The sequence below is a fragment of the Gemmatimonadota bacterium genome (assembly GCA_009838845.1).
Classification (GTDB): domain Bacteria; phylum Latescibacterota; class UBA2968; order UBA2968; family UBA2968; genus VXRD01.
In genome coordinates this window covers 20,445-40,612 of sequence record VXRD01000165.1, presented here as the reverse complement: position 1 = coordinate 40,612, position 20,168 = coordinate 20,445, and the positions used below count along the sequence as shown (strand labels likewise).

The 20,168-nt window shown below is 52.6% G+C and carries 18 protein-coding genes; 12 read left to right on the top strand and 6 right to left on the bottom strand.

Annotated features, from left to right (window positions below; all coding sequences use genetic code 11):
* From F4Y39_23465 to F4Y39_23450, 4 genes are read left to right on the top strand one after another with little or no spacing between them, the layout of a single operon-like run.
* On the top strand, positions 1–474 hold the full coding sequence (locus F4Y39_23465; GenBank protein ID MYC16697.1) for a hypothetical protein: 474 nt from the start codon (positions 1–3) through the stop codon (positions 472–474).
* A 22-nt stretch (positions 475–496) separates the two neighbouring features.
* Positions 497–1,045 (top strand): shikimate kinase, encoded by a 549-nt coding sequence (locus F4Y39_23460; GenBank protein ID MYC16696.1) that lies wholly within the window; start codon positions 497–499, stop codon positions 1,043–1,045.
* A 2-nt stretch (positions 1,046–1,047) separates the two neighbouring features.
* The gene (locus tag F4Y39_23455) at positions 1,048–2,151 is read left to right on the top strand and encodes a 3-dehydroquinate synthase (GenBank protein MYC16695.1); all 1,104 of its coding nucleotides are present in this window, start codon (positions 1,048–1,050) and stop codon (positions 2,149–2,151) included.
* 9 nt (positions 2,152–2,160) lie between these two features.
* The gene (locus tag F4Y39_23450) at positions 2,161–3,705 is read left to right on the top strand and encodes an amidophosphoribosyltransferase (protein ID MYC16694.1); all 1,545 of its coding nucleotides are present in this window, start codon (positions 2,161–2,163) and stop codon (positions 3,703–3,705) included.
* Positions 3,706–3,720: 15 nt separating this feature from the next.
* On the opposite strand, the gene F4Y39_23445 is transcribed toward F4Y39_23450, so the two are convergent.
* Positions 3,721–5,796 (bottom strand): amino acid permease, encoded by a 2,076-nt coding sequence (locus F4Y39_23445; GenBank protein ID MYC16693.1) that lies wholly within the window; start codon positions 5,794–5,796, stop codon positions 3,721–3,723.
* A gap of 12 nt (positions 5,797–5,808) precedes the next feature.
* Positions 5,809–7,047 carry a hypothetical protein gene (locus F4Y39_23440; GenBank protein MYC16692.1) on the bottom strand — a complete coding sequence of 413 codons (1,239 nt, stop codon included), beginning with the start codon at positions 7,045–7,047 and terminating at the stop codon, positions 5,809–5,811.
* 185 nt (positions 7,048–7,232) lie between these two features.
* Between F4Y39_23440 and F4Y39_23435 the strand changes: the two genes are divergently transcribed.
* The 8 genes from F4Y39_23435 (at position 7,233) to F4Y39_23400 (ending at position 15,778) form a co-directional block, all read left to right on the top strand.
* On the top strand, positions 7,233–8,279 hold the full coding sequence (locus F4Y39_23435) for a TIM barrel protein (GenBank protein MYC16691.1): 1,047 nt from the start codon (positions 7,233–7,235) through the stop codon (positions 8,277–8,279).
* A 17-nt stretch (positions 8,280–8,296) separates the two neighbouring features.
* Entirely contained in the window at positions 8,297–9,304 is a 1,008-nt protein-coding gene (locus tag F4Y39_23430) for a pyridoxal-phosphate dependent enzyme (protein MYC16690.1), read from the top strand.
* A gap of 3 nt (positions 9,305–9,307) precedes the next feature.
* The gene (locus F4Y39_23425; protein ID MYC16689.1) at positions 9,308–11,113 is read left to right on the top strand and encodes a hypothetical protein; all 1,806 of its coding nucleotides are present in this window, start codon (positions 9,308–9,310) and stop codon (positions 11,111–11,113) included.
* Positions 11,114–11,236: 123 nt separating this feature from the next.
* Positions 11,237–11,725, top strand: coding sequence for a CinA family protein (locus F4Y39_23420; protein ID MYC16688.1), 489 nt, complete (start codon positions 11,237–11,239; stop codon positions 11,723–11,725).
* The gene (locus F4Y39_23415; GenBank protein ID MYC16687.1) at positions 11,707–12,993 is read left to right on the top strand and encodes a DegT/DnrJ/EryC1/StrS family aminotransferase; all 1,287 of its coding nucleotides are present in this window, start codon (positions 11,707–11,709) and stop codon (positions 12,991–12,993) included. Before F4Y39_23420 ends, F4Y39_23415 begins: the two co-directional genes overlap by 19 nt.
* Positions 12,950–13,723: a hypothetical protein gene (locus tag F4Y39_23410; GenBank protein MYC16686.1), complete on the top strand. Its 774-nt coding sequence runs from the start codon at positions 12,950–12,952 to the stop codon at positions 13,721–13,723. Before F4Y39_23415 ends, F4Y39_23410 begins: the two co-directional genes overlap by 44 nt.
* Positions 13,724–13,743: 20 nt before the next feature.
* A complete protein-coding gene (locus F4Y39_23405) occupies positions 13,744–14,976 on the top strand; it encodes a right-handed parallel beta-helix repeat-containing protein (GenBank protein MYC16685.1) in 1,233 nt (410 codons plus the stop codon).
* 13 nt (positions 14,977–14,989) lie between these two features.
* Positions 14,990–15,778 (top strand): phytanoyl-CoA dioxygenase family protein, encoded by a 789-nt coding sequence (locus F4Y39_23400; GenBank protein MYC16684.1) that lies wholly within the window; start codon positions 14,990–14,992, stop codon positions 15,776–15,778.
* Positions 15,779–15,782: 4 nt separating this feature from the next.
* Here the strand turns inward: F4Y39_23400 and F4Y39_23395 are convergent, their stop codons facing one another.
* The 4 genes from F4Y39_23395 to F4Y39_23380 form a co-directional block, all read right to left on the bottom strand.
* A complete protein-coding gene (locus F4Y39_23395; protein ID MYC16683.1) occupies positions 15,783–16,262 on the bottom strand; it encodes a GNAT family N-acetyltransferase in 480 nt (159 codons plus the stop codon).
* Positions 16,263–16,410: 148 nt separating this feature from the next.
* Positions 16,411–17,946 carry a hypothetical protein gene (locus F4Y39_23390; GenBank protein MYC16682.1) on the bottom strand — a complete coding sequence of 512 codons (1,536 nt, stop codon included), beginning with the start codon at positions 17,944–17,946 and terminating at the stop codon, positions 16,411–16,413.
* A gap of 9 nt (positions 17,947–17,955) precedes the next feature.
* Positions 17,956–19,497: a sodium:solute symporter family protein gene (locus F4Y39_23385; protein ID MYC16681.1), complete on the bottom strand. Its 1,542-nt coding sequence runs from the start codon at positions 19,495–19,497 to the stop codon at positions 17,956–17,958.
* A 61-nt stretch (positions 19,498–19,558) separates the two neighbouring features.
* The gene (locus F4Y39_23380; GenBank protein ID MYC16680.1) at positions 19,559–20,164 is read right to left on the bottom strand and encodes a hypothetical protein; all 606 of its coding nucleotides are present in this window, start codon (positions 20,162–20,164) and stop codon (positions 19,559–19,561) included.
* Positions 20,165–20,168: the final 4 nt, after the last annotated feature.

Sequence of the window (20,168 nt, the reverse complement as noted above, 5' to 3'; positions counted from 1 at the left end):
ATATACAGAGATGTGGGCATTGGTGCGATTATTTTTGCGGATCTGGATTCCAAACGGACGCGCGATATTGTGTTTGATTGGGACGAGGTTCTGAATTTCAACGGCGAGACCGGTCCCTATCTGCAATATACCCACGCGCGATATTGCAGTGTGTTGCGGCGTTATGACGGCACTTTGCCGCCGCGGGATATCGACTTCGCATTGTTAAATGAGCCAGAAGCCATTGAGGTCGTCAAGTGTCTTGCGCGATTTCCAGGGCAGATTCAAAAGGCTGCGGACGAATACGAACCTTCTGTCGTGACAACGCTTATGATTGAATTGTGTACGGTCGCCAATCGGTTTTACAATGCCCATCAGGTTATTTCTGAACAAGCGGATTTGACGGCTGCCCGCGTTGCACTGGTCTATGCGATTAAGACGGTGCTGGCATCGGGCCTAACTTTGCTGGGGATGAAAACGCCAGAACAGATGTGATACCGTATAGTGGAAGAGCGCTGTGTTTGATCTACCTGATAAACCCATATTTCTCACCGGTTTTATGGCTACTGGGAAAACCAGAGTTGGGCGCATTTTGGCCGGGTGGTTGAAGCGGACCTTTGTCGATACAGATGAATTGCTGGTCGATGCTGCTGGGAAAACTATTCCCGAGATTTTTGAACAAGACGGTGAGACCGCATTTCGCCAGTTGGAACACCAGGCGGTTGTCGTGGCATCGAAGATGAGCAATGTGGTCGTGTCGCTCGGGGGTGGTGCCATTACGCAGGAGCGGAATTGGGCGGTTATTCGCGAGACAGGTGTATGTCTTTGTTTCCGCGCTTCTGTCGATACGATTTTTGAACGGGTCAGTCGCAAGCGCGATGAAAGGCCCTTGCTGGCCGGGCTGGATGACGAGGGTTTGAAAAATAAAATTGAGGTGATGATGGCAGAGCGAGAGCGTTTTTATGCGCGTGCAGATGCGTTTGCAACCTCGACAAATGATCACACGCCCGAAGACACAGCAGAGACAGCTCTTATTGAATTACAGCGCGTTCTGGATCGGGATTGACAATGGAAATAGTGACGGTTGATTTAGCTGATCGAAGTTACGATATTTTAATCGGTCGCAATTGTTTGCGCGATTTGGGGGATTTGTATGCGGAACGCGGGTTGGGAGAAACAGCGGCAATTGTGACCAATCCGACGGTTGCCGCGCTCTATCTCGATACGGTTCAGCAGAGTCTCGTGCGTGCCGGTGTGAAGGTTGTGGTCGTAACTGTGCCCGATGGGGAGCAATACAAGACGCTCGAGACGGCCTCGCAGATCTATGGCGATTTGATCGCGGCGGGAATGGATCGGAAATCCTGTATTGTGACATTGGGCGGTGGTGTGGTCGGCGATATGGCTGGTTTTGTCGCTGCGACGTATTTAAGGGGGGTCGATTTTGTGCAGGTGCCCACGACACTGGAAGCGCAGGTCGATGCCAGTGTGGGAGGCAAAACAGCTGTTGATCACGTTTTGGGAAAGAACATGATCGGTGCTTTTCACCAGCCAAAGTTGGTGTTGATCGATACGGCTACACTTGATACTTTGCCCAAACGCGAAGTGCGAGCAGGTATGGCAGAGGTGGTCAAGCACGGGATTATACGCGATCTCGGTCTGGTGGCGTTTTTGGAAGATTGTATTGAGGGTGCGGTAAATTTAAGCCTGCCTGCGGATCAGATCAATTGGCTCGTTGCCCAACAGTGTCGCATCAAGGCGGGTGTTGTGGCCGCCGATGAAACCGAGAAGGGCTTGCGCGAAATTTTGAATTACGGCCATACGGTGGGACACGCCCTGGAAGTGGTGACGCATTACGATTATTACAAACACGGCGAGGCGGTGTGTTTGGGGATGCTGGCTGCAGGGTATATTGCTGTGCAAAAGGGGATGTGGTCGCAAGATGCGTTTGAGCGACAAAATGCACTTATTGCCCGTTTGGGCATTCCCAGGGGTGTGCCCGATTTGAAGGTCGATGAGGTGTTGGCGCGAATGGCAAGCGATAAGAAAGCGCGGGACGGTGTCATCCGCTTTGTATTGCCCGAGCGGATTGGGAAAATTGTGCCACGAGATGATGTGACGCGCGAAGAAATCGTTGCTGGGATTCATTATATGCAGAATCAGGCATTGGGATAGGAGATTTTTATGAGCGAAGATATTGGCCACGAATGCGGCGTGGCAGCCCTTTACTGGCTCAAGAGAAACAGCGGTGCCGATGATTTTGAAAATGTTGCAGCACTTATGCCGAGTATGTTGCTCGACCTCCAAAACAGGGGACAACTCGCCGCGGGGTATTGCGCCTATCACCCCAATCGCGATCACCTGTTGCGCACGTTTAAAGATCTGGGTGGTGTTACCGAAGCCTTCCGCATGTCGCATCCCGGTAAATTCCAGTCTATTATCAACCAATATGCAGGGATTGCTGCGATTGGACATACGCGCTATGCCACCAGTGGCGAAGACGATGTGGGCTATGCACAGCCCTTTGAACGGCAGCACGGGCGTATTTGGAAATGGTTTAGTCTGGCTTTTAATGGCAATCTGGCCAATTACACGCTGTTGCGCGAACGCCTGTTGTCCAAGCAGGGGTATCACTTTACCCTCAATATCGATACCGAAATTATCATGCACACCCTGGCGTATCGATTGAAAGGTGAAAACCCACCCGATCTGGCCGATGTGATGCGCTCGCTTTCCCGCGATTTTGACGGTGCTTATAATATCGCTTTTCTCGATGCCTCGGGGCGCATGTTCGTCTCGCGCGATCCGCTCGGTTTGCATCCCATGTGCTGGGGGGTGAAAGGCCATCTCTTTGCCGCAGCCAATGAATCAACGGCTCTTTCTAACCTCGGTTTTAACGATATAAAATGGCTCGAACCCGGCGAAATGGTGATTGTCGAAAATGGTGACTTGCGCGTTGCGCGCTATACGGAACCGAAAAAAACAGCTCGTTGCTTTTTTGAATGGGTCTATTTTTCCAATGTTGCCAGTGAAATTGATGGCCTCAGCGTCTATACTTCTCGCGCTGAGGCCGGTCGTATTTTGGCCGAGAAAGAAAGCCAGAAAATTGACGATTCATGTGTGGTTGTGCCCGTTCCCGATACGGCCAAAGCAGCAGCCGATGCCTATGCCCACCACCTGAATATGCCCTGTATGGAAGGTGTGATTCGCAATCGCTATGTGGGGCGCACTTTTATCCAGCCCAAAACCACTCGCTCGCAGAGTGCCAAGAGCAAATACACGTCATTGGCTTCTGTTTTATCGGGCAAGCGCGTTTTCCTCGTGGAAGATTCTATTGTGCGCTCCCTCACGCTTCGCACCCTTGCCCATCAGGTGCGCGATATCGGCGGCGCGACCGAAGTGCACGTGCGCGTGGCCTGTCCGCCCATTGTTGCGCCGTGTTTTTACGGCATTGATATGACGACCTTGGACGAACTCTTTGCCCCCGAACACGTTCCGGTGCGATACCGCGGTTTGCCCAGCACACAAACGCTAAAAAAAATGGCTATCGATCTTGATGTCGATAGCCTGAGGTACCTCGATGTTCCCGATCTGGGTTCCAGTATTGGGTGTGAAACAGATACCCTGTGTCTGGGGTGCGTCACGGGCAAATATCCCACAACATGGGGCAATCGCCTCATGCGCGAGGCTCGCAAACACCCAGAGACTGTTGGTCGTCTCTACGGGTGATCTCGTTGCAGGGACTCACCGCCCGCCAAATCGCGCTTCAAGGTTGCGCAAGCCTTCATTATTTCCCAAAATTGTCAATCGATCATTTTCTTGCAGTACGGTATTGCCGCGGGGAATCACCATGCGCCCGCCACGCCGCAACATTGCCACGAGACAGCCTTCTGGAAAATCTGTCTCGATCAGGGCGCGGCCAATGAGGTCGGCGGTTGCGCGATCGCGGCGCAATGTCAATAATAAAAAGGCTTCGTCGCGCAACAGGACTTCTTTTAACTCGACTTCATCGCTGGCAGAGTGCCATTCGCGCAAGAAGTTTTCATCGTCTGCGCGCCGCGCGATTTGTGCCAGGATACGCAGGTGCTGTGACGGGTCGTGTTCTGGGCTGAATAAGAAAAAGAGCGCGGTTAGCTGCGCTTCTACTTCGTGCTCGGTCAGTGGATCTGTAAATTGGATGTGAATACCCGGCAGTGATCGCACGAGGACCATTTCGCAGTGTTCAATGCCATCAATTCTCAAATGTGGCAATCCCACGCCGTGTGTCACGGGTGTCGATCCAATATGCGTGCGGTCCAGCAATTGTTTCTCGATTTCATCTACGGTGTGTGGTACGCGATCCGATAACCATTTCGATACCTGTCGGACTATATCCTCAAATTCGGCCGGGCGATCCAGATCGATGACCAGACTTCGCGCTGCGATCTCTTCGAAGGGATCTTCGTCGCGCAATCCCTTTTCCTTCAGGATACTCCGCAGTTCGACATCCAGGCCGGTGTGTCGCCTTTGTCCCCAGCGTTCAAACATGTGGTAAATTGCGCCGTCTCGGTTGACCTTGTCCCGGGCAAATTTAAAGTACCAAATCGTTCCCAGCAGGATCAGCGCGACAGAAAATAGGGATGGTAACCAGCCCATCTGGACAATCAAGGTACACGACGCTAACATGCCGAATAACTGCATCCACGGGTACAGTGGTGAGTGATATCCCGAGTCGTAGGAAGCCAATCCGCTTTCGCGCATGACAATTACCGCCAGGCATACCAGCGCGAACATCAATAATTGAAACGCACTGGCCAATTTGGCAATTTTGGTTGGGTCGAGAAAGATGAGGATTAAAACAATTACGCCCATGGTAACCAATACCCCTTGAACGGGTGCGCCTCTTGTATTTAAATGCTGAAAAAGTCTCGGCATCATGTGGTCTCGGCTCATTGCCAGAGGAAAGCGAGAAGCCGAAAGCATTCCGGCATTGGCAACCGATGTAAAGGCGAGGAGGGCTGCCAGGGAGATGATCATCGCGCCCCAATCGCCAAATACGGCTTTGGCTGCTGAGGCAGCGGGCGTTAAATCTCCCACCAGTTGCTCGAGCGGCAATACACCGACCATGACGCCCGTGCCGAGAGCATAGACCAGAACGGCTGTGATCAATGAGAAGATGAGGCCCAGAGGCAAATTGCGCTCGGGATGTTTTACTTCTTCTGATAAACTCGCTACGGTTGTCACGCCGACATAACTGATATAGACCAGGCCCGCTGTGGATAAAATCGTCTGGACATCTGCCTCGAATATGGCGGTCAATCGCGCCTGTTCAATATTGGGTACGCCTCCTCCGATAAATATCCCCAGGATCATCAACAAACCCAGTACCAGTGCCATCTGAAATCCACCGCTTTTCTGCGCGCCCAATAGATTCAGTATGCCCAGTCCAACCGCAATTGCGACAGCCACGGGGGTCATTGGCAACTCGGGTATATAAAGCGCAATGTACGCTCCCATGCCCACGAGTGCGAATGATACTTTTAATACGAGTGCCAGCCAGGTGCCAATGCCTCCAAGCGTGCCCATCCACGGTCCGAGTGATCGGTCCAAAAAATAATACACGCCACCCGCGCGGGGCATGGCGGTTGCCAGTTCAATAATGCTGAACATCGCGGGTACGAGTGGCGTAGCGGCGACGATATAGGCCAGTACGATGGCCGCACCCGCCTGTTCGGCAGCCAGTCCTGGCAATAAAAAGAATCCCGCGCTCAAGGTCGTGCCCGTTGCTATGGCATAGACGCCGAGTAAGCCGATTTCCCGTTTGAGTTTTGCGTTTGTCATTCTTTTTTTCCGTTATTCTATTTCAATCCTGACATTTCGGTCTTCGGGCGTGAAAGCTACCAGTGTTATATCGCCATCTCGATAAAATGTGCCATTTCGAAAGGCCGCTTTCGTCAGCGCGGGTGTCAGGGGTTTGTCGTTTATTTTTACGCCTGCAACTGTTATATCGCGCAATCGCAATGTGAATTCGGGCACCTGTACGGGCAAATCGAGTGTTATTATTTGTTCTTCTACCTTTACATCAGCCATTTCGCGCGCGATTGCATAATTGGTAATTTCACTGCATTTGCGCCATTGCGATTGCTCGCCATTGGGGTCGCGTTCTTTGAGCCGCCGCACAATGGTCTGAAATGCCCGAAACCCGCGGCGGTCTTCATTGTGAATTCCGTAAAATCCCTGCCAGTGGCTGATCATCACGGCAGGGTCGCCCGCGTCGATGACTTCGGGCAAACGCCCACCTTGAAGATCCGATGAGATGTAATAATCTACATCTACTTCGCCATATCCGGTCCACGATCCCGTGCGGTCACCCGTCGCTGCGATTACTTCACCCATTGCTTCGCCGCGTTCGGGTTTGGGATACCACACCGGGCAATCTACCGGACCACTGGACGATACGCGCTTAAATAGATACGGTGTTGGATTGCCCGTTACGCTTCGCACGGCGTTTTCTGCACATTTTGCATAAAAGTCTATTGGATTGCCAAATCCTCCCGGGCTTGTGACACCTGCAGGTGTCAGGCCCACATTGTGCAAGATCTCACACGCCAGCGCGATATAATTTGTTACCCGCTCTTCTTCGTCGGTTGGCAGATTGTTCCATCCCCATTGTTCCCACAAGTTTGGATCAACAGGTTGCAATGTTTCCAGATCTACCACAAAGGTGTGTGTGATCATTTCCGGGGTGATGTCGTAGTTGGGCATAATCAGTTCACGACACATCGCCAACCAGCTTTCTTGCTGCGCTTTGGAGAACAGGGGGAGTCCATGGTCTATTCGCCCAATCGCAGCGGGGCATGGGACCACACTGAATTTGCCTTTTACATCGTTTTCCAAGCAGAACTCGGCAAATTCGCGCGTGAACGATTCCGGATGTACCACAGGTACATCTTCCCAGCGATAATCTGTGCCATCTACAGCCTGGCGGTCTCGCATGAAAAAATAGTTCAGATTTACCAGTACAGTCGAGTCATCAAAAATGATCGAGATCGGCACGCGATCCAGGGCGTGTTTGTTGATTTCGACTCGCATAAAACACTCCAGTTTATAGGGGTGGGCTTGAGGAGTGAGAAGATACAAAAATTTCAGACCTCTCACAATCCCCAATCATGTTGCTATCCAGAATTTCTTGCATTATCATAAGGCGTGAGAGGGCCTCACACAGAGACACAAGGACACAAAGATACAAGAAGTGTGAAGATTGAGGAGATTTGACCATGGCAGCCGAAATGTATGCAGGCGCAGAATGGGATCCGGAGAATCCGCGCATGCACATTGGTACCCAGCGTTTTTCCACGTCGGATGAGCATCTCGAATTTCTCGCGCGATGTGGTGTTACAAATATGGCGCTCAATGACGCCAGAGAAATTACGTCAGATCCGAGTCGAGGCTGGACAGTGGAAGAAATTGTAGAAAAAAAAGAAAAGGCCGCAAAACACGGCATTACCGTGGAGATGGTGGCATTGCCGGTGCAACACCTGAATGTCGATGGCAGTTTTGTGCCCGAGTTTATGCGCGGGAATATGAAGGACGGCGAAAAGGAAATTGAGATCGCATGCGATATGGTGCGGGCTGCCGCAGATGCGGGTATTCCCGCGCTGAAGTATTTTCTCTGCGAAATGGAAAATCAACGTACGGAAAGCGTTCCGCTCGGGCGAGGGGATGTGCGCTATTCCACGTGGGATTTGTCTAAGGCCGATGCGGATACGTCGCGGTATGATGAACCGGTTACAGCGGAACAGAACTGGGGAAATATTACGTTTTTTTTGGAGCGCGTTATTCCCGTTGCCACCGAATGCAAAGTGCGTATGGCCTGTCACCCGTGCGATCCCTGGTTGCCGTCGGGTTACAAAGGTGTTGATCGCGTGCTGGGTGGATACGATGGGTTCAAGAGTTTTATAGATATTTGCCCAAGTCCTTATCACGGTCTCAATCTGTGCCTCGGTTGCATGGCGGAGAGCGTTGTGGATCCGCGCAATGAGGTGGCCGATATTATTCGCTATTTTGGGAAGCGAAAAAAAATTAACCTCATCCACTTCCGCAATATAACGGGTGGGCGCAACAAGTTTCAGGAGGTTTATCCGGATGAGGGCGATATGAATATGTTTGTCCTGATGAAAGCGCTCAAGGAAGTGGGCTATCCGCACATGATTGTTCCCGATCACGCGCCAGGCCACACTGCGCAAGGGCATTTCGAACAGGCATTTGCCTTTCAATTTGGCTTTATCCAGGCCCTGCTTCAGGCGGTTGAATTAGAAAATTAAAAAGAGGAGTGATACCCTTGAGCTATTCGATTCGAGAGGTTCGAGAGGCGTTGGGGACGTGCAGCCGATTGTCGCTTGCCGATTTGCCCACGCCGTTGATGGATTGCCCGAGGTTGGCGGCAAAGCTGGGCGGACCGCGCATTCTGGTCAAGCGCGAGGATCAGACGGGGCTGGCGTTTGGGGGGAATAAGGTGCGCGAGTTTGAATATTCCGTAGCACCCGCTGTGGATGAAGGATATGATGTGTTGCTTCACGGCGCGGCGTCGCAGTCGAATCAGTCGCGGTTGACCGCAGCGGTTGCGGCGAGGCTGGGTCTGAAGGCGGTGATGGTGGGGCGCAAGGATGACCATGCAGATCCCGTGAATGGCAATTTGTTGCTCACGCATCTGTTTGGCGCAGAGGTGCATTTGATTGAGAGCGAGCAGGAGAAGGTAGCCGTCATTGAAAAGTTAGAGACCGATGGACACAGGGTCTATAATACGAGTTCGGATGGGTATTATTATCGCAGCGTGTCTTATGTGGATGGGTTTTTGGAATTGTGGGAGCAGGTGCAGGCAATGGATGTGATACCCGATGCCATCTATGTGTGTGCGGGTGTGCATACGCATACCGGGCTTGTCGTTGGGGCAAGAGCACTGGGTGTTGATGTGCGGATTATTGGCATAAGTCCAAGTCCACAGGATGATGCCAAAAAGAATGTGCAACTCGCCGAGGTGGCAAATGAGGTGTGTAAAATTCTGGATTTGGATCTGAGTTTTACGGCAGATGATTTTGAGAGTTATGGCAAATACGCGGGACCGGCGTATGGTGTACTGACGCCCGGGGCGCAAGAGGCCGTATTATTGGCCGCGCAAACCGAAGGGTTGTTGCTGGACCCCGTTTATGCGGGCAAAACCTATGGTGCAATGATTGAGCATATCCGCGAGGGATGGTATCGCAGGGATCAAACAGTTGTGTTTGTGCATACCGGTGGGACACCTGCGCTATTTGCTTATGGCGATGAGTTGCTTAAGGAAAGGATTTGAACGATGCAATCTGAGACTGACCGCCGCGACCAGAGTGTGCTTTACGAACCCAATGAGCGGCCTCCAAATACCATTGCTTTCGCACTCGGTTTTCAGGCTGCCATGCTCTGTATTGCGGGCATTGTAATTACGCCGGTCATCGTGGTGAGGGCCGCGGGTGGGGGCGAGCCTTATCTGTCATGGGCGGTTTTTGCCGCGCTTTTGGTCAGCGGGTTGACCACAGTGATGCAGGCTGTGCGCGTTGGACGCATTGGTGCTGGCTACATCCTCCTTATGGGCACTTCTGGCGCTTTTATCGCGGTTTGCGTGACGGCACTTGCCCAGGGCGGTCCGGCGATGCTCGCAATCCTGGTCATCATTTCATCGTTGTTCCAATTCGCGCTCTCGACGCGGCTCTCGTTGCTGCGGCGAATCATTACGCCAACCGTGGCGGGAACGGTGATCATGTTGATCGCGGTGACCGTTATGCCGATTGTATTTGATATGTTGGCGGATGTGCCCGAAGGAACGCCCTCGGCTGCCGCGCCCACATGTACTATTGCAACCCTGTTCGTCGTGGTCGTGCTCGCGTTGCGGGTTTCGGGTATGTGGCGTCTTTGGGTGCCGATTATAGGGATTGTCGTGGGGTGTATTGTCGCTTCGTTTTTTGGGCTGTACGACATCCAGCGCGTTATCGACGCTCCATGGATAGGGCTTCCCGCAGGTGGTGGCTGGCCGGGTTTTGACCTCAGCTTTGGTCCTGTTTTCTGGTCGCTTCTTCCCGCTTTCATATTTGTGACTCTGGTCGGTGCTATAGAAACAATAGGGGATTCTATCGCGATCCAGAAGGTTTCGTGGCGTACGCCTCGCGCGCCCGATTTTCGAGCGGTGCAGGGCGCAGTTACCGCAGATGGCGTGGGCAACTTGCTTTCAGGTATTGCGGGGACAGTTCCAAATACGACCTACTCGTCAAGTGTTTCAATCACAGAACTCACCGGCGTTGCCGCACGCGGCGTCGGCGTGTGTATTGGCATCGTATTTGTGGTGGCGTCCTTTATTCCCAAGGTGTCGGCACTCCTGCTGGCAATCCCCAATCCCGTGGTTGGAGCCTATGTGACGGTGCTGCTGGCACTTCTCTTTGTTGTGGGTATGCGGATTATCGTCCAGGATGGGGTAGATTATCGCAAGGCGATGATCGCGGGCGTCGCATTCTGGATTGGTGTGGGGTTTCAGGATCAGGCCATTTTTGCGGAATATCTCGGAGAGTGGTGGGGGGCACTGCTCGGCAATGGGATGACGGCTGGCGGTCTCACGGCGATTTTCCTGACGCTGTTTATGGAGTTGACAGCACCGCGCCGGCAGCGCATTGAGACGGCGCTTACTGTCGAGGCTTTGCCAGAGATTGTGTCATTTCTCGAAAAGTTCGCCTCGCGCAGAGGCTGGGATGCCGAGATGACGAATCGTCTCTGTCTGTCTGCCGAAGAAACCCTTCTGATTCTCATTCAGCAAGGGGAGGGCGAACAAGCGGAGAAACGCCTGCTTTTAATTATACGTAGCGATGGAAGCAATGGCGCAGAACTCGAGTTTATCGCTTCGACTGGTGAGGAAAATATTGAGGACCGAATGGCCTATCTCAGAGAACATACAGACGAGATGCCGGTCGAGCATGAAATCTCGCTGCGTTTGCTTCAGCATTTCACTTCGTCTGTGCGCCACCAGCAATATCACGATGCGGATATTGTAACGGTTCGCGTTGAAGCTCCGGTGGGGGATAGAAGAAAAGAAGAAGACGAATCAACGAATCAACGGAACGGGGTACAACTGCGTTAGCAGTTCATCAACGAATCAGCGAATTAGCGAATCAACGAATGGAGTTCTTGCTGACCTTGAGTGGTTGGGCGGGGGGCGTCTATTCGTCTATTCGTCTATTCGCGCTTTAATGTAGAGGTTAATATGGCGGATTTTAAGACAATGGCCACAGATATGGGTGCATTGCTAAAAGACAAGGGGCAGACCGTGGCGGTGGCCGAGTCGTCGTCGGGGGGAATTATTTCTGCAGCGCTTTTGGCTGTGCCGGGGGCTTCGGCTTATTTCAAGGGCGGTGGGGTGTGTTATACGGGTGACTCAAAGCAGATATTGATGGCTGTTTCCGATGCGGCAATGGGCGAGGCGAGGGCTGCGACAAAAACGCATGCCCTGCATCTGGCTCGCGCTGCGCGCGAACGTTTGGGGGCGGACTGGGGTATCGGCGAGACGGGCGCGGCTGGTCCGACGGGAAATCGGTATGGCGATCCGCCCGGTCATACGTGTATCGGCGTTGTGGGACCAGATGCCGAGCAGGCGATTGCGATCGCAACGGGCAGCGAGAACCGGGGAGAGAATATGGAAGTGTTCGCCCGCGAAGCATTGGACCTGCTGGTCGAATGTTTGCAGAGGGATTGATCAAGGAGGGAAATATGGCAGAGTTAGCGCTGTTGGGTGGCGAGCGTGAGGTTAAAGAGAAGGATGATATTTTATGGCCGATGTACGATGCGGCCGAAAGAGATGCTCTTATCGAGGTGCTGGAGAGTCGGGCGTGGTACAATTCCTCGAAGTGCCAGGAGTTTGAAGAGACATTTGCGGCATTTCAAGATGCGAAATACGGGATCGCGTGTACTGGTGGCACTGTGGCTCTGGAAATGATTTGCCGCGGGGCGGGTATTGGTGTAGGCGATGAGGTGATTACGAGTGCCTATACATTTATCGGTACGTGTTCGGGGATTCTAAAAGCCGGTGCTACGGTTGTTTTTTGCGATATAGACCCGGATACCAATAATCTCGATGTGGCGGAGGTCGAGAGTCTTATTACAGATCGTACGAAGGGGATTATGCCGGTGCATTTTGGCGGGTTGGCGTGTGATCTCCAGCGGTTGCTGGATATTGCCGAGCGACACAATCTCGCGATTTTAGAAGATGCGGCGCACGGGTGGGGATCGGCCTATAGGGATCGTGGACTGGGTAGCTGGGGACTGGCTTCGGGGTTTTCTTTTCAGCAGAGCAAAAATATGACGGGCGGAGATGGGGGTATTGCCCTGACCAATGACGAGGCCGTTGCCGATGCGATTGGCTGTGCGGTCAATGTCGGGCGGTCGCGGTATGGTCGTACGGAGGAATCTCGACAATGGGGCGGCAATCATCGGATGACGGAATTTGTCGCTGCGGTTTTATTGTGCCAGTTGAAGCGCATTCCCGAGCATACGGAGATCCGTGAACAAAATGGGGCGATGTTGACGCGCACGTTGTCGGAGGTCGAGGGTATTGATCCGATTCACCGATTGGAAGATGCGACCCGCGTCAACTGGCATGTGTATGGTGCGCGGTATTTATCCGAGGCGTTTGAGGGCGTTTCTCGCGATGCATTTATCAGGGCGATGCGCGCTGAAGGGGTGCCGGTGAGTACGGGATACGAGACGCCAGTTTACAAACATCCGGTTTTTCAAACGGATTGGAAAGCGCGTGATTACACGCCTTTTGCGTGGACAGATGCGGCACAGGATTATCGCTCGTTGCACTTGCCAAAGGTCGAGCAGTATTGCAGGGAACGGCTGTCGATAAGCCAGAGGGCTTTGCTGACTTCTGAAACGCGGATGCGGGATATGTCGCGCGCATTTGTCAAGGTGCGCGAGAATGCAGATAAGCTTCGAGAATGGGAGAGAAGTAACCACAGTTAAAGGAGACAGTATGTTTGAAAACGTAATTGGACTGAAACAGAAATACCGCAATGGCGAACGCATTATTGGCGTGTCTATGGCGCCGAATACGCCGCCGGATCGGTTCGATCAGATTATGGATAAAGATGATTACGATTTCGTGTCTATTGATAGCCAGCATACGCCGTTGAGCGAGGAGCGCATTGCGGCGTTTTGCGATATGGCTGCCGAGCGCGATGTGTTCGTGCAGTTTCGGATCAAACACACGCGCAATGCCTATTTGATTGGCAATTATCTCGATTTGGGCCCGTGTGGGATCGAGATTCCGCAGACCGAGTTGGAAGAGACGGTTGATGATGCGTTGCATTATTTTTATTATCCGCCAGCTGGTGGGCGCAGTTTTGGCGGGAGACATCGGCGAGGCACGGAAGATAAAACTACGGAGGAGTACGCCGATTGGTGGAATAGCTTTGGGATTTTGTGGTTGCAAATTGAGTCGGTAGAGGCCGCAACGCGCGGGCATTTGCTCGCGAAGGCGGGGGTGGATTGTCTGTCGATGGGTCCGACGGATTTGTCTATGAGCATTAAGGCACATCCGCAACATTGGTTGAAGTCCGTGGATGATACGATCGCGTATTTGTGCAGGTCTTTGGAAGGGACTGGCGTGGCGGTCTGTCATCGCAACGGCACGCCGGATACGCGCGAGAAATACGCCGATATGGGGGTGACGGTGTTTTTGGAGAGTGCTTAAAAAATCAGGAGGAGGATGTTATGCCTGCTATGCCAGCGAGAGAGATTCCGTTGCCCGATGCGCCGCGAGATGAGGTGAATGCAGGGGATTTTTTTGATCGGGAGTCGATGACATGTGGTCTGGAGGATGCGGTTGCATCCTTGCCAGAGAGCGGTGGCAGGGTGCGTATTCCGGCGGGTACGTATCTTTTGCGCAAGACGCTGTACGTGCCGAGTCGGGTGAGTCTGGTCGGCGATGGGCCAGCGACGGTGTTAAAGATTCGGCCTTTGCAGGTGGCGTATCTCTCAAAAGATATTCGCAAAGGTGGTCGGGTGTTGAACTGTAAGACCAGTTCGCCTTTTCGCGTGGGTGAGGGGATTGGGGTTTGCGACGATAAGCACAGGGGATGGTGGGGTACGCATGGGGAGGTCGAGCGGGTTGTGGGCAATCGCGTGTGGATGAGTGTGCCGTTTAATCGGCGGTTGTTGGTGCGTGACAATGCCCGGGTGGTGAATCTGTTTCCCTGTATATGGGCAGAGGGTGAGACGGATATTGAAATACGAGATTTGACGATTAAGGGGCCCGAGGATTACGCGGGTGATTGGTGGGATTTTACGTATTCTGCGGTGCATATTGTGGGTTGTGAGCGCGTGCGCGTTCTGAATTGTTCGGTGTTTGGGTGGCCCAGCGATGGGTTTGGGATTCAGCGCGGTTGCGATGCCCAGGTGGCGCATTGTCAGGCTCACGGGTGTCGCGGGCATGGGTTTCATCCGGGAACGGGATTGGCGCGCAGTGTATGGTCGCACAATATCGGGAAGGGAAATGGGGGCGATGGGTATTATTTTTGCGCGCGGGTGCATCATTCGGTGTGTAGCGATAGCGTGTTTTCCGAAAATGGACAACACGGGATTGGCGGTGTGGCAAATGGCGGGGATCACCACAATATTGTGAGTAATAATGTGTGTTCGTACAATGGGATGTGTGGGATAGATGCCAATAGAGGGGATGAGCAGGTGATTACGGGGAATTTGTTGCTGAGCAATTCCCGGGCGGAAAAGGGGAAATATCCCGGTATCCGCGTGTACGATTTGACCCATTCGATTATGCAGGGCAATCGGTGTGCAGACGATCAAGAGAAGCCGACGCAGTTGAAGGGTATTGAGGAGAGTGGCGAGAGCGACTATAATTTGATTAGCGGTAATTTGTGTGTGGGGATGGACAAGGCTATTACTGTTGTGGGAAGGAATAGCCGGGCAGAGGGGAATTTGGTTTGACAGGAGATGAGACATGCTAACAGAAGTGCAAGTGGCGGAGTTTCACGAGAATGGGTTTTTGAATGGGGGTCCGGTGCTGGACGACGCACAGGTCGAGGTGTTGCGCGAGGAATTGTACCGGGTGATTGAGAATAAAGATCGCGATGATGTGTCGCAACCGGTTTTGTTGCGCAATTTGGGCGGTAATGATTCGGCGCCGGTCTGGCAGATTGTGAATATCTGGGAGGCAAGTGAGGCGTTCAGGAATTTGATGTATTCAGAGAAGATCGTGGAAGAAATGGCGCAGTTGACCGGGGCGACGGAGTTGCGTATCTGGCACGATCAGATTCAGTACAAGCCCGCTGAAATTGGGGGGACGACCGGTTGGCATCAGGACGCGCCGCTGTGGCCGATTATTCGGCCGATGACCGAGGTGAGCGCGTGGGTGGCATTGGACGATGTGGATGTGAAAAATGGGTGTATGAGTATGGTGCCGGGTTCGCACAAATGGGGCAATCAGATTGCGTTTGTGCGGGAGGTAAAGGATTTTGACGCGATGCCGTCAGAGTTTGAAGGCCAGTCCATATCGGTGGTGCGCCGACCGGTGAAAAAGGGCGAGGTGCATTATCACCACGCTCTGACCTGGCACGGTTCGCACGATAATCGCAGCAAGCGACCTCGGCGCGCGATTGCGATTCACTATATGACGCAGGATACGTATTACGATGCGAGTGGCAATCACGTGATGAAGGAATTTGTAACTGTGGAAGATGGCGCAATTTTGCGGGGGGAACACTTTCCAACGGTGTGGAGGGATGAGTAAAGAGCTACACTTTGCGGTCTTTCATTGGCATTGCGTAGTGGATTTGTTGGGCGACTGCGGTAAAGCCCGAGCGCGGATAAAAGTTCTGTCCAACGGGGTTTTGGTCGAGGGTTTCGATTTTTGCCACGGCCATGCCCTGTTCTTCAAAATAGTCAAAGGCGGCTGTCATCAATGCTTTGCCGATTCCTTTGCCCTGGTATTCGGGCAAGACGGCGAGGTTGGGTATGCCGCCTATTTTGCTTTCATGGTCGATGCGCGTGGTGATGTAGGCCGCGACTTTGCCTTCTTCTTCCCAAACGAAGATGCCATCGGCATTGGCTGCGACGTCCGCGTCTATGTGTTTGGCTTTGCGTGCTTTCCAATCTGTGTCGGCAAATTGACCGAAGTTTTTTTCGATGTTCTGGTCGATTGATACCCCATCAAAACAGATAACGGTGATTTCTTTGAGGGCGTCGAGGTCTTCAGGGCGGTATTTTCTGATCATGGGATAAGTCCTTTACGCACCGATGCGGACGAGGGCAAGTGTGAGAAAGATGATGCCGATTACACAGATCCAGGTGACGATGAATCCTATGACTGTTTCTCTGGATGGTTTGCGAATTTCAAGGCCAAACACGATAGCCTCCTCGGAATTAGTTGAGCGATAACACTAAAATGCCAAAACTGTTTTTGGGAATCAAGAGATTATTGCAAGCACCAGACCATTCGCGGATTGCGACTTCTATTTTGCCCGCGCCTTCCATTTCCGCATTTCCGCCATTTGATGCATTGAGTCTTTCATGGGCTACGTAGCGATATGTGAGCGTGCCTTCATATTTTTTGCCGTCGATGGTGAGGTCCGGCGATAGGTCGTCTGCTGTGCGGTTGCTAATGAGTACAAAAAGGTGCGCGGCACTTCCGACTGCCTGTGCCTGGATACCCGGTATTTGTTTTCCCTCGTATTCGAGCTGTCCATTGAGGATGGGTGGATTTTGGATGGCGAGGGAGAATTTTGTGTCCGATTCCGCGAATGCTTCTCCGATTAACTGAAGGGGATAGTAGGTGGCGCGCCGGATTGTTTTTCCAAAGTCCGCCTCTGGTTCACCTCCGTATTTCCAATTGGTTCTCGGCGATGGGGGTGCGATTGGGGAGAATGTGGGGAATCCTTTGCCGGGACCGGCAAGTACGTGAAAATTTGCATGGGTAATGCGCGGGTATGTGAGCATTTTTAGGAAGAAGTCGCCCGTGTACATGGCGTGCAATTGTGTGTTGGCGACCCGGTTTGCGGGATTGGCGATATTCCATTCTGTTATCCACATTTCCACGTTGGGGAATAATTTTTCATAGTAGTCCATGGCGTCATCGATATCGCAGTGGATCCAACCAAAGAGATAGCCCCGATATTCCTCAATTTCTTTTTTTCGAGCGGTCCGATAAGCATAGACGTGAACGGTATAGGCGTCGTAAAATTGATCTGCAGCCGCCAATGCACTGTCCCATTTGCGTTGATCCACGTTTTTTTCAAAGCCGTTCTTGTGGAAGGCTACCGGGCTTGCACAGACCGAGACTTTTATGGTTGGGTCAACGGCTTTCATCGCCTGTGCATGTTTTTTGGCTTGTGCGATATAGGTTTCCGCAGAGGGATATTTTTCCGCGTACCACGGTAGATAATGCTCATTGCCGAGTTCCCAATACGCGATCTCGTATTCCTTGTTTTTTGCGTATTGGACCCATCCGGCACTTTCTTCCGGGCTTCCCGTCCACAGGTTGACGACTACGATGGGCGTTATTTTTAGCGCGTTGCACATTTGCATGAAGTCGTCAAATGCGAGTCTCCCATTTCTCCTTTTTCTCAGTCTGACAAAATTGCCTCTGTTTCGTCTGTTGAGTTGCTCGCTGCCGGTTGAACTCATTTCACTCTGGATAAACCCAGCTATTTTCCAGTGGTAAAAATTGCCGATTGTGCCTCCGGGAAAACGCAGTATCTGGGGTTGCAGGTCTTTTGTGAGCGCGACGAAGTTAGAGTCGAGATAACCGTAGTCACCGCTCATCATGTTCGTGTTGAAGCCATAGAGGCTTTTGGGGAGGGTTTGCGTTTCGCTGCGGTCGATTTCTATATGCAGTGCAGGGTCTGTAGCTCCCAAACTCGTATAGAGTGCGGCGATAAGCAATATGGCTATGAGGCGCATGACGACTCCTTACTCCATAACAACTTTTATGCCGGCTTCGCGCAATTTGTGCTCTTGTCCCACAGGCGTGTGGAGCAAGGTGTAAAAGCGGTCGAGTCGCTCTTTGTCTTGCGGTTTGGTGAGTTTGCTGACGATGATGAGTGCGGCAAAACCGCCGGCGATGTAGAGTACGTAGCGATAGGGCAATTCCCAGTCGAGGCCGCCAATGTAGATGCCCAGGCTTTCCAAATTGATGATTGTTTGACCGGATATGGCGAATAAAAATGCCGAGACGACCAGGCCCGCCCAGGCGCCGGGCGCATTGCATCTGCGCCAGAGAATTCCTCCCCAGAATGCAATTCCAAAGAATGCCACGAGCGACCAGGAGAGGCGAATAATTGCGACGACAGAGGTGAAATAGAGCGCGATGATTATGCCGAATATGACGAGTATGAGGGCGACGATACGACCTGTGGTGAGGTAGTGTTTGTCGTCGGCTTCGGGCTTGAAGAGGGGTTTGTAAAAGTTTTCGACAAAGAGAGCGGCGCCATCGACCATGAATGAGTCGCAGGTGGACATTACTGCGGCGATCATCGAGGCGAGCATGATGCCGACGAGGCCGATGGGCAAGAGGTCGCGCGAGGCGAGCCCAAAAGCGTGTTCGGGGTCGTCGATGTTGGGATAAAGGGCAATGCAGGCTACGCCGGTAAATGCCCAGGCTACGGTGCAGAGGCGTTTGATCATGTTGCCGTATGTGAATCCCACGCGGGCTTCGCGTTCGGTTTTGCCCGCACCGCCAATTTCCATGTGGTGGGGTTGGGCAATGATGCCGACGAGGGCGTTGATGACGACCATGACGATGAAGAAGGGCGTGATGCGGTCGTATCCGGCCGGGGGATCGCCGGGGGCTTCGAGGCTGAATTTTTCAATGGGTACTTGCTGGTGAAGGCCGGTGAAGCCGCCGACGCCGTCGATGACAAAGGGGACGAGGAGAAAGGAGAGGACGATGATGAAGATGCCCTGGATAAAGTCGGTGATGATGGCTGCGGGCAGGCCGCCTAATAGACCGTAGGAGAGGAAGAGGACGGTCATCACACCGATGGCGATTTCAGGAGAGATCGCGCCGCCGGTCATGGCACTGGCTGTTTTGCCGGTGCCCAGGAGCATGATGCCTATTTGTATGGCAAAGTAGAGCAGGCCATAGAGGGCGTAGAAATAACCGAGCGAGTTGCTGAACCGATCTTCAAAGAAGTCCGCTATGGTGAGGTAGCGCAGCCTTCGCCATATTGGCGCGATGAGCCAGTAGAAGGGGGTGGCGAATAAGTAGAGCCATTGATACCATATCCCCGCCATGCCCAATTTGTAGGAGGCACCTGCTACAGTTACGGCCTGGTCGGTGTGGGTGCCGGTGCCAAAGGCGTGCATGATCATAAATGTTTTGCCAAAGCTGCGCCCACCCATAAAATAGTCGCCCGTATTTTTGATTTTGCGGGCGACCCATAGGCCGGCAATCATGATGCCGATTAAATAAATGGCGAGCGTGGCAAAGTCCAGCAGGTGTAGTCCAAGCATTAATCCACCTTTTGTTTAAAAAATCAAATCACAAAAAAGAAGACGCAAAGCGAAAATTTGTTCATTCGAATAGCTGCTGTAGCCACTTTGCGAATGTTGTGCTGAGTGTGCCATCTATTTGCAAATCACCTGCGCGAATGGCGGTGCCCATCGGCCTGGGGTCCTCTCGGGTCGCTAACCATGCGTGGACCTTGGCTCGCAATATCTTTTTTTCGGTAAATTTTCGGTCCGTCTCTGGAATGTCGTCAATGTAGTGCTGGGACCGCGGCCATATCGGATCGTCGTCGGGAATCATTTCGGAGACAAAATTTTCGAGTTCGCCGGGCGATGTGTTGTCGGGCATGAACCATAAGCCGACGCGAGGGGTACTGGATATAATCGTGCCGGTTGGTTCTGGACTGCTGGGCACTTCAATGCTCTCTTTTCGAAGCCTATTTGCTACAGCATTCCAGCGGGCGTCCAAATCGTCATTCGCATCTACAATGATGCCGATGGCTTTGCGCCCAGGAGCTAAAATTTCCAGACCAATGTCGTCGAGAAGTTTTTCTATGCCTTCTTTGTTCTGAATACTGAATTGTGGCATTGCTTGATGTCTAAGGCGAAGATGTCTGACGACATGCTCGTCATCTGTCCCTTCAACGAGAAGAACGCGGTCATTATTCTCCATCCAC

Bases quoted from the DNA above. Each gene is read 5' to 3' on its own strand.
- F4Y39_23455 (MYC16695.1), top strand. From the start codon at position 1,048: ATGGAAATAGTGACGGTTGATTTAGCTGATCGAAGTTACGATATTTTA.
- F4Y39_23450 (MYC16694.1), top strand. From the start codon at position 2,161: ATGAGCGAAGATATTGGCCACGAATGCGGCGTGGCAGCCCTTTACTGG.
- F4Y39_23445 (MYC16693.1), bottom strand. From the start codon at position 5,796: ATGACAAACGCAAAACTCAAACGGGAAATCGGCTTACTCGGCGTCTAT.
- F4Y39_23440 (MYC16692.1), bottom strand. From the start codon at position 7,047: ATGCGAGTCGAAATCAACAAACACGCCCTGGATCGCGTGCCGATCTCG.
- F4Y39_23435 (MYC16691.1), top strand. From the start codon at position 7,233: ATGGCAGCCGAAATGTATGCAGGCGCAGAATGGGATCCGGAGAATCCG.
- F4Y39_23425 (MYC16689.1), top strand. From the start codon at position 9,308: ATGCAATCTGAGACTGACCGCCGCGACCAGAGTGTGCTTTACGAACCC.
- F4Y39_23420 (MYC16688.1), top strand. From the start codon at position 11,237: ATGGCGGATTTTAAGACAATGGCCACAGATATGGGTGCATTGCTAAAA.
- F4Y39_23415 (MYC16687.1), top strand. From the start codon at position 11,707: ATGTTTGCAGAGGGATTGATCAAGGAGGGAAATATGGCAGAGTTAGCG.
- F4Y39_23410 (MYC16686.1), top strand. From the start codon at position 12,950: ATGCAGATAAGCTTCGAGAATGGGAGAGAAGTAACCACAGTTAAAGGA.
- F4Y39_23405 (MYC16685.1), top strand. From the start codon at position 13,744: ATGCCTGCTATGCCAGCGAGAGAGATTCCGTTGCCCGATGCGCCGCGA.
- F4Y39_23400 (MYC16684.1), top strand. From the start codon at position 14,990: ATGCTAACAGAAGTGCAAGTGGCGGAGTTTCACGAGAATGGGTTTTTG.
- F4Y39_23395 (MYC16683.1), bottom strand. From the start codon at position 16,262: ATGATCAGAAAATACCGCCCTGAAGACCTCGACGCCCTCAAAGAAATC.
- F4Y39_23390 (MYC16682.1), bottom strand. From the start codon at position 17,946: ATGCGCCTCATAGCCATATTGCTTATCGCCGCACTCTATACGAGTTTG.
- F4Y39_23385 (MYC16681.1), bottom strand. From the start codon at position 19,497: ATGCTTGGACTACACCTGCTGGACTTTGCCACGCTCGCCATTTATTTA.
- F4Y39_23380 (MYC16680.1), bottom strand. From the start codon at position 20,164: ATGGAGAATAATGACCGCGTTCTTCTCGTTGAAGGGACAGATGACGAG.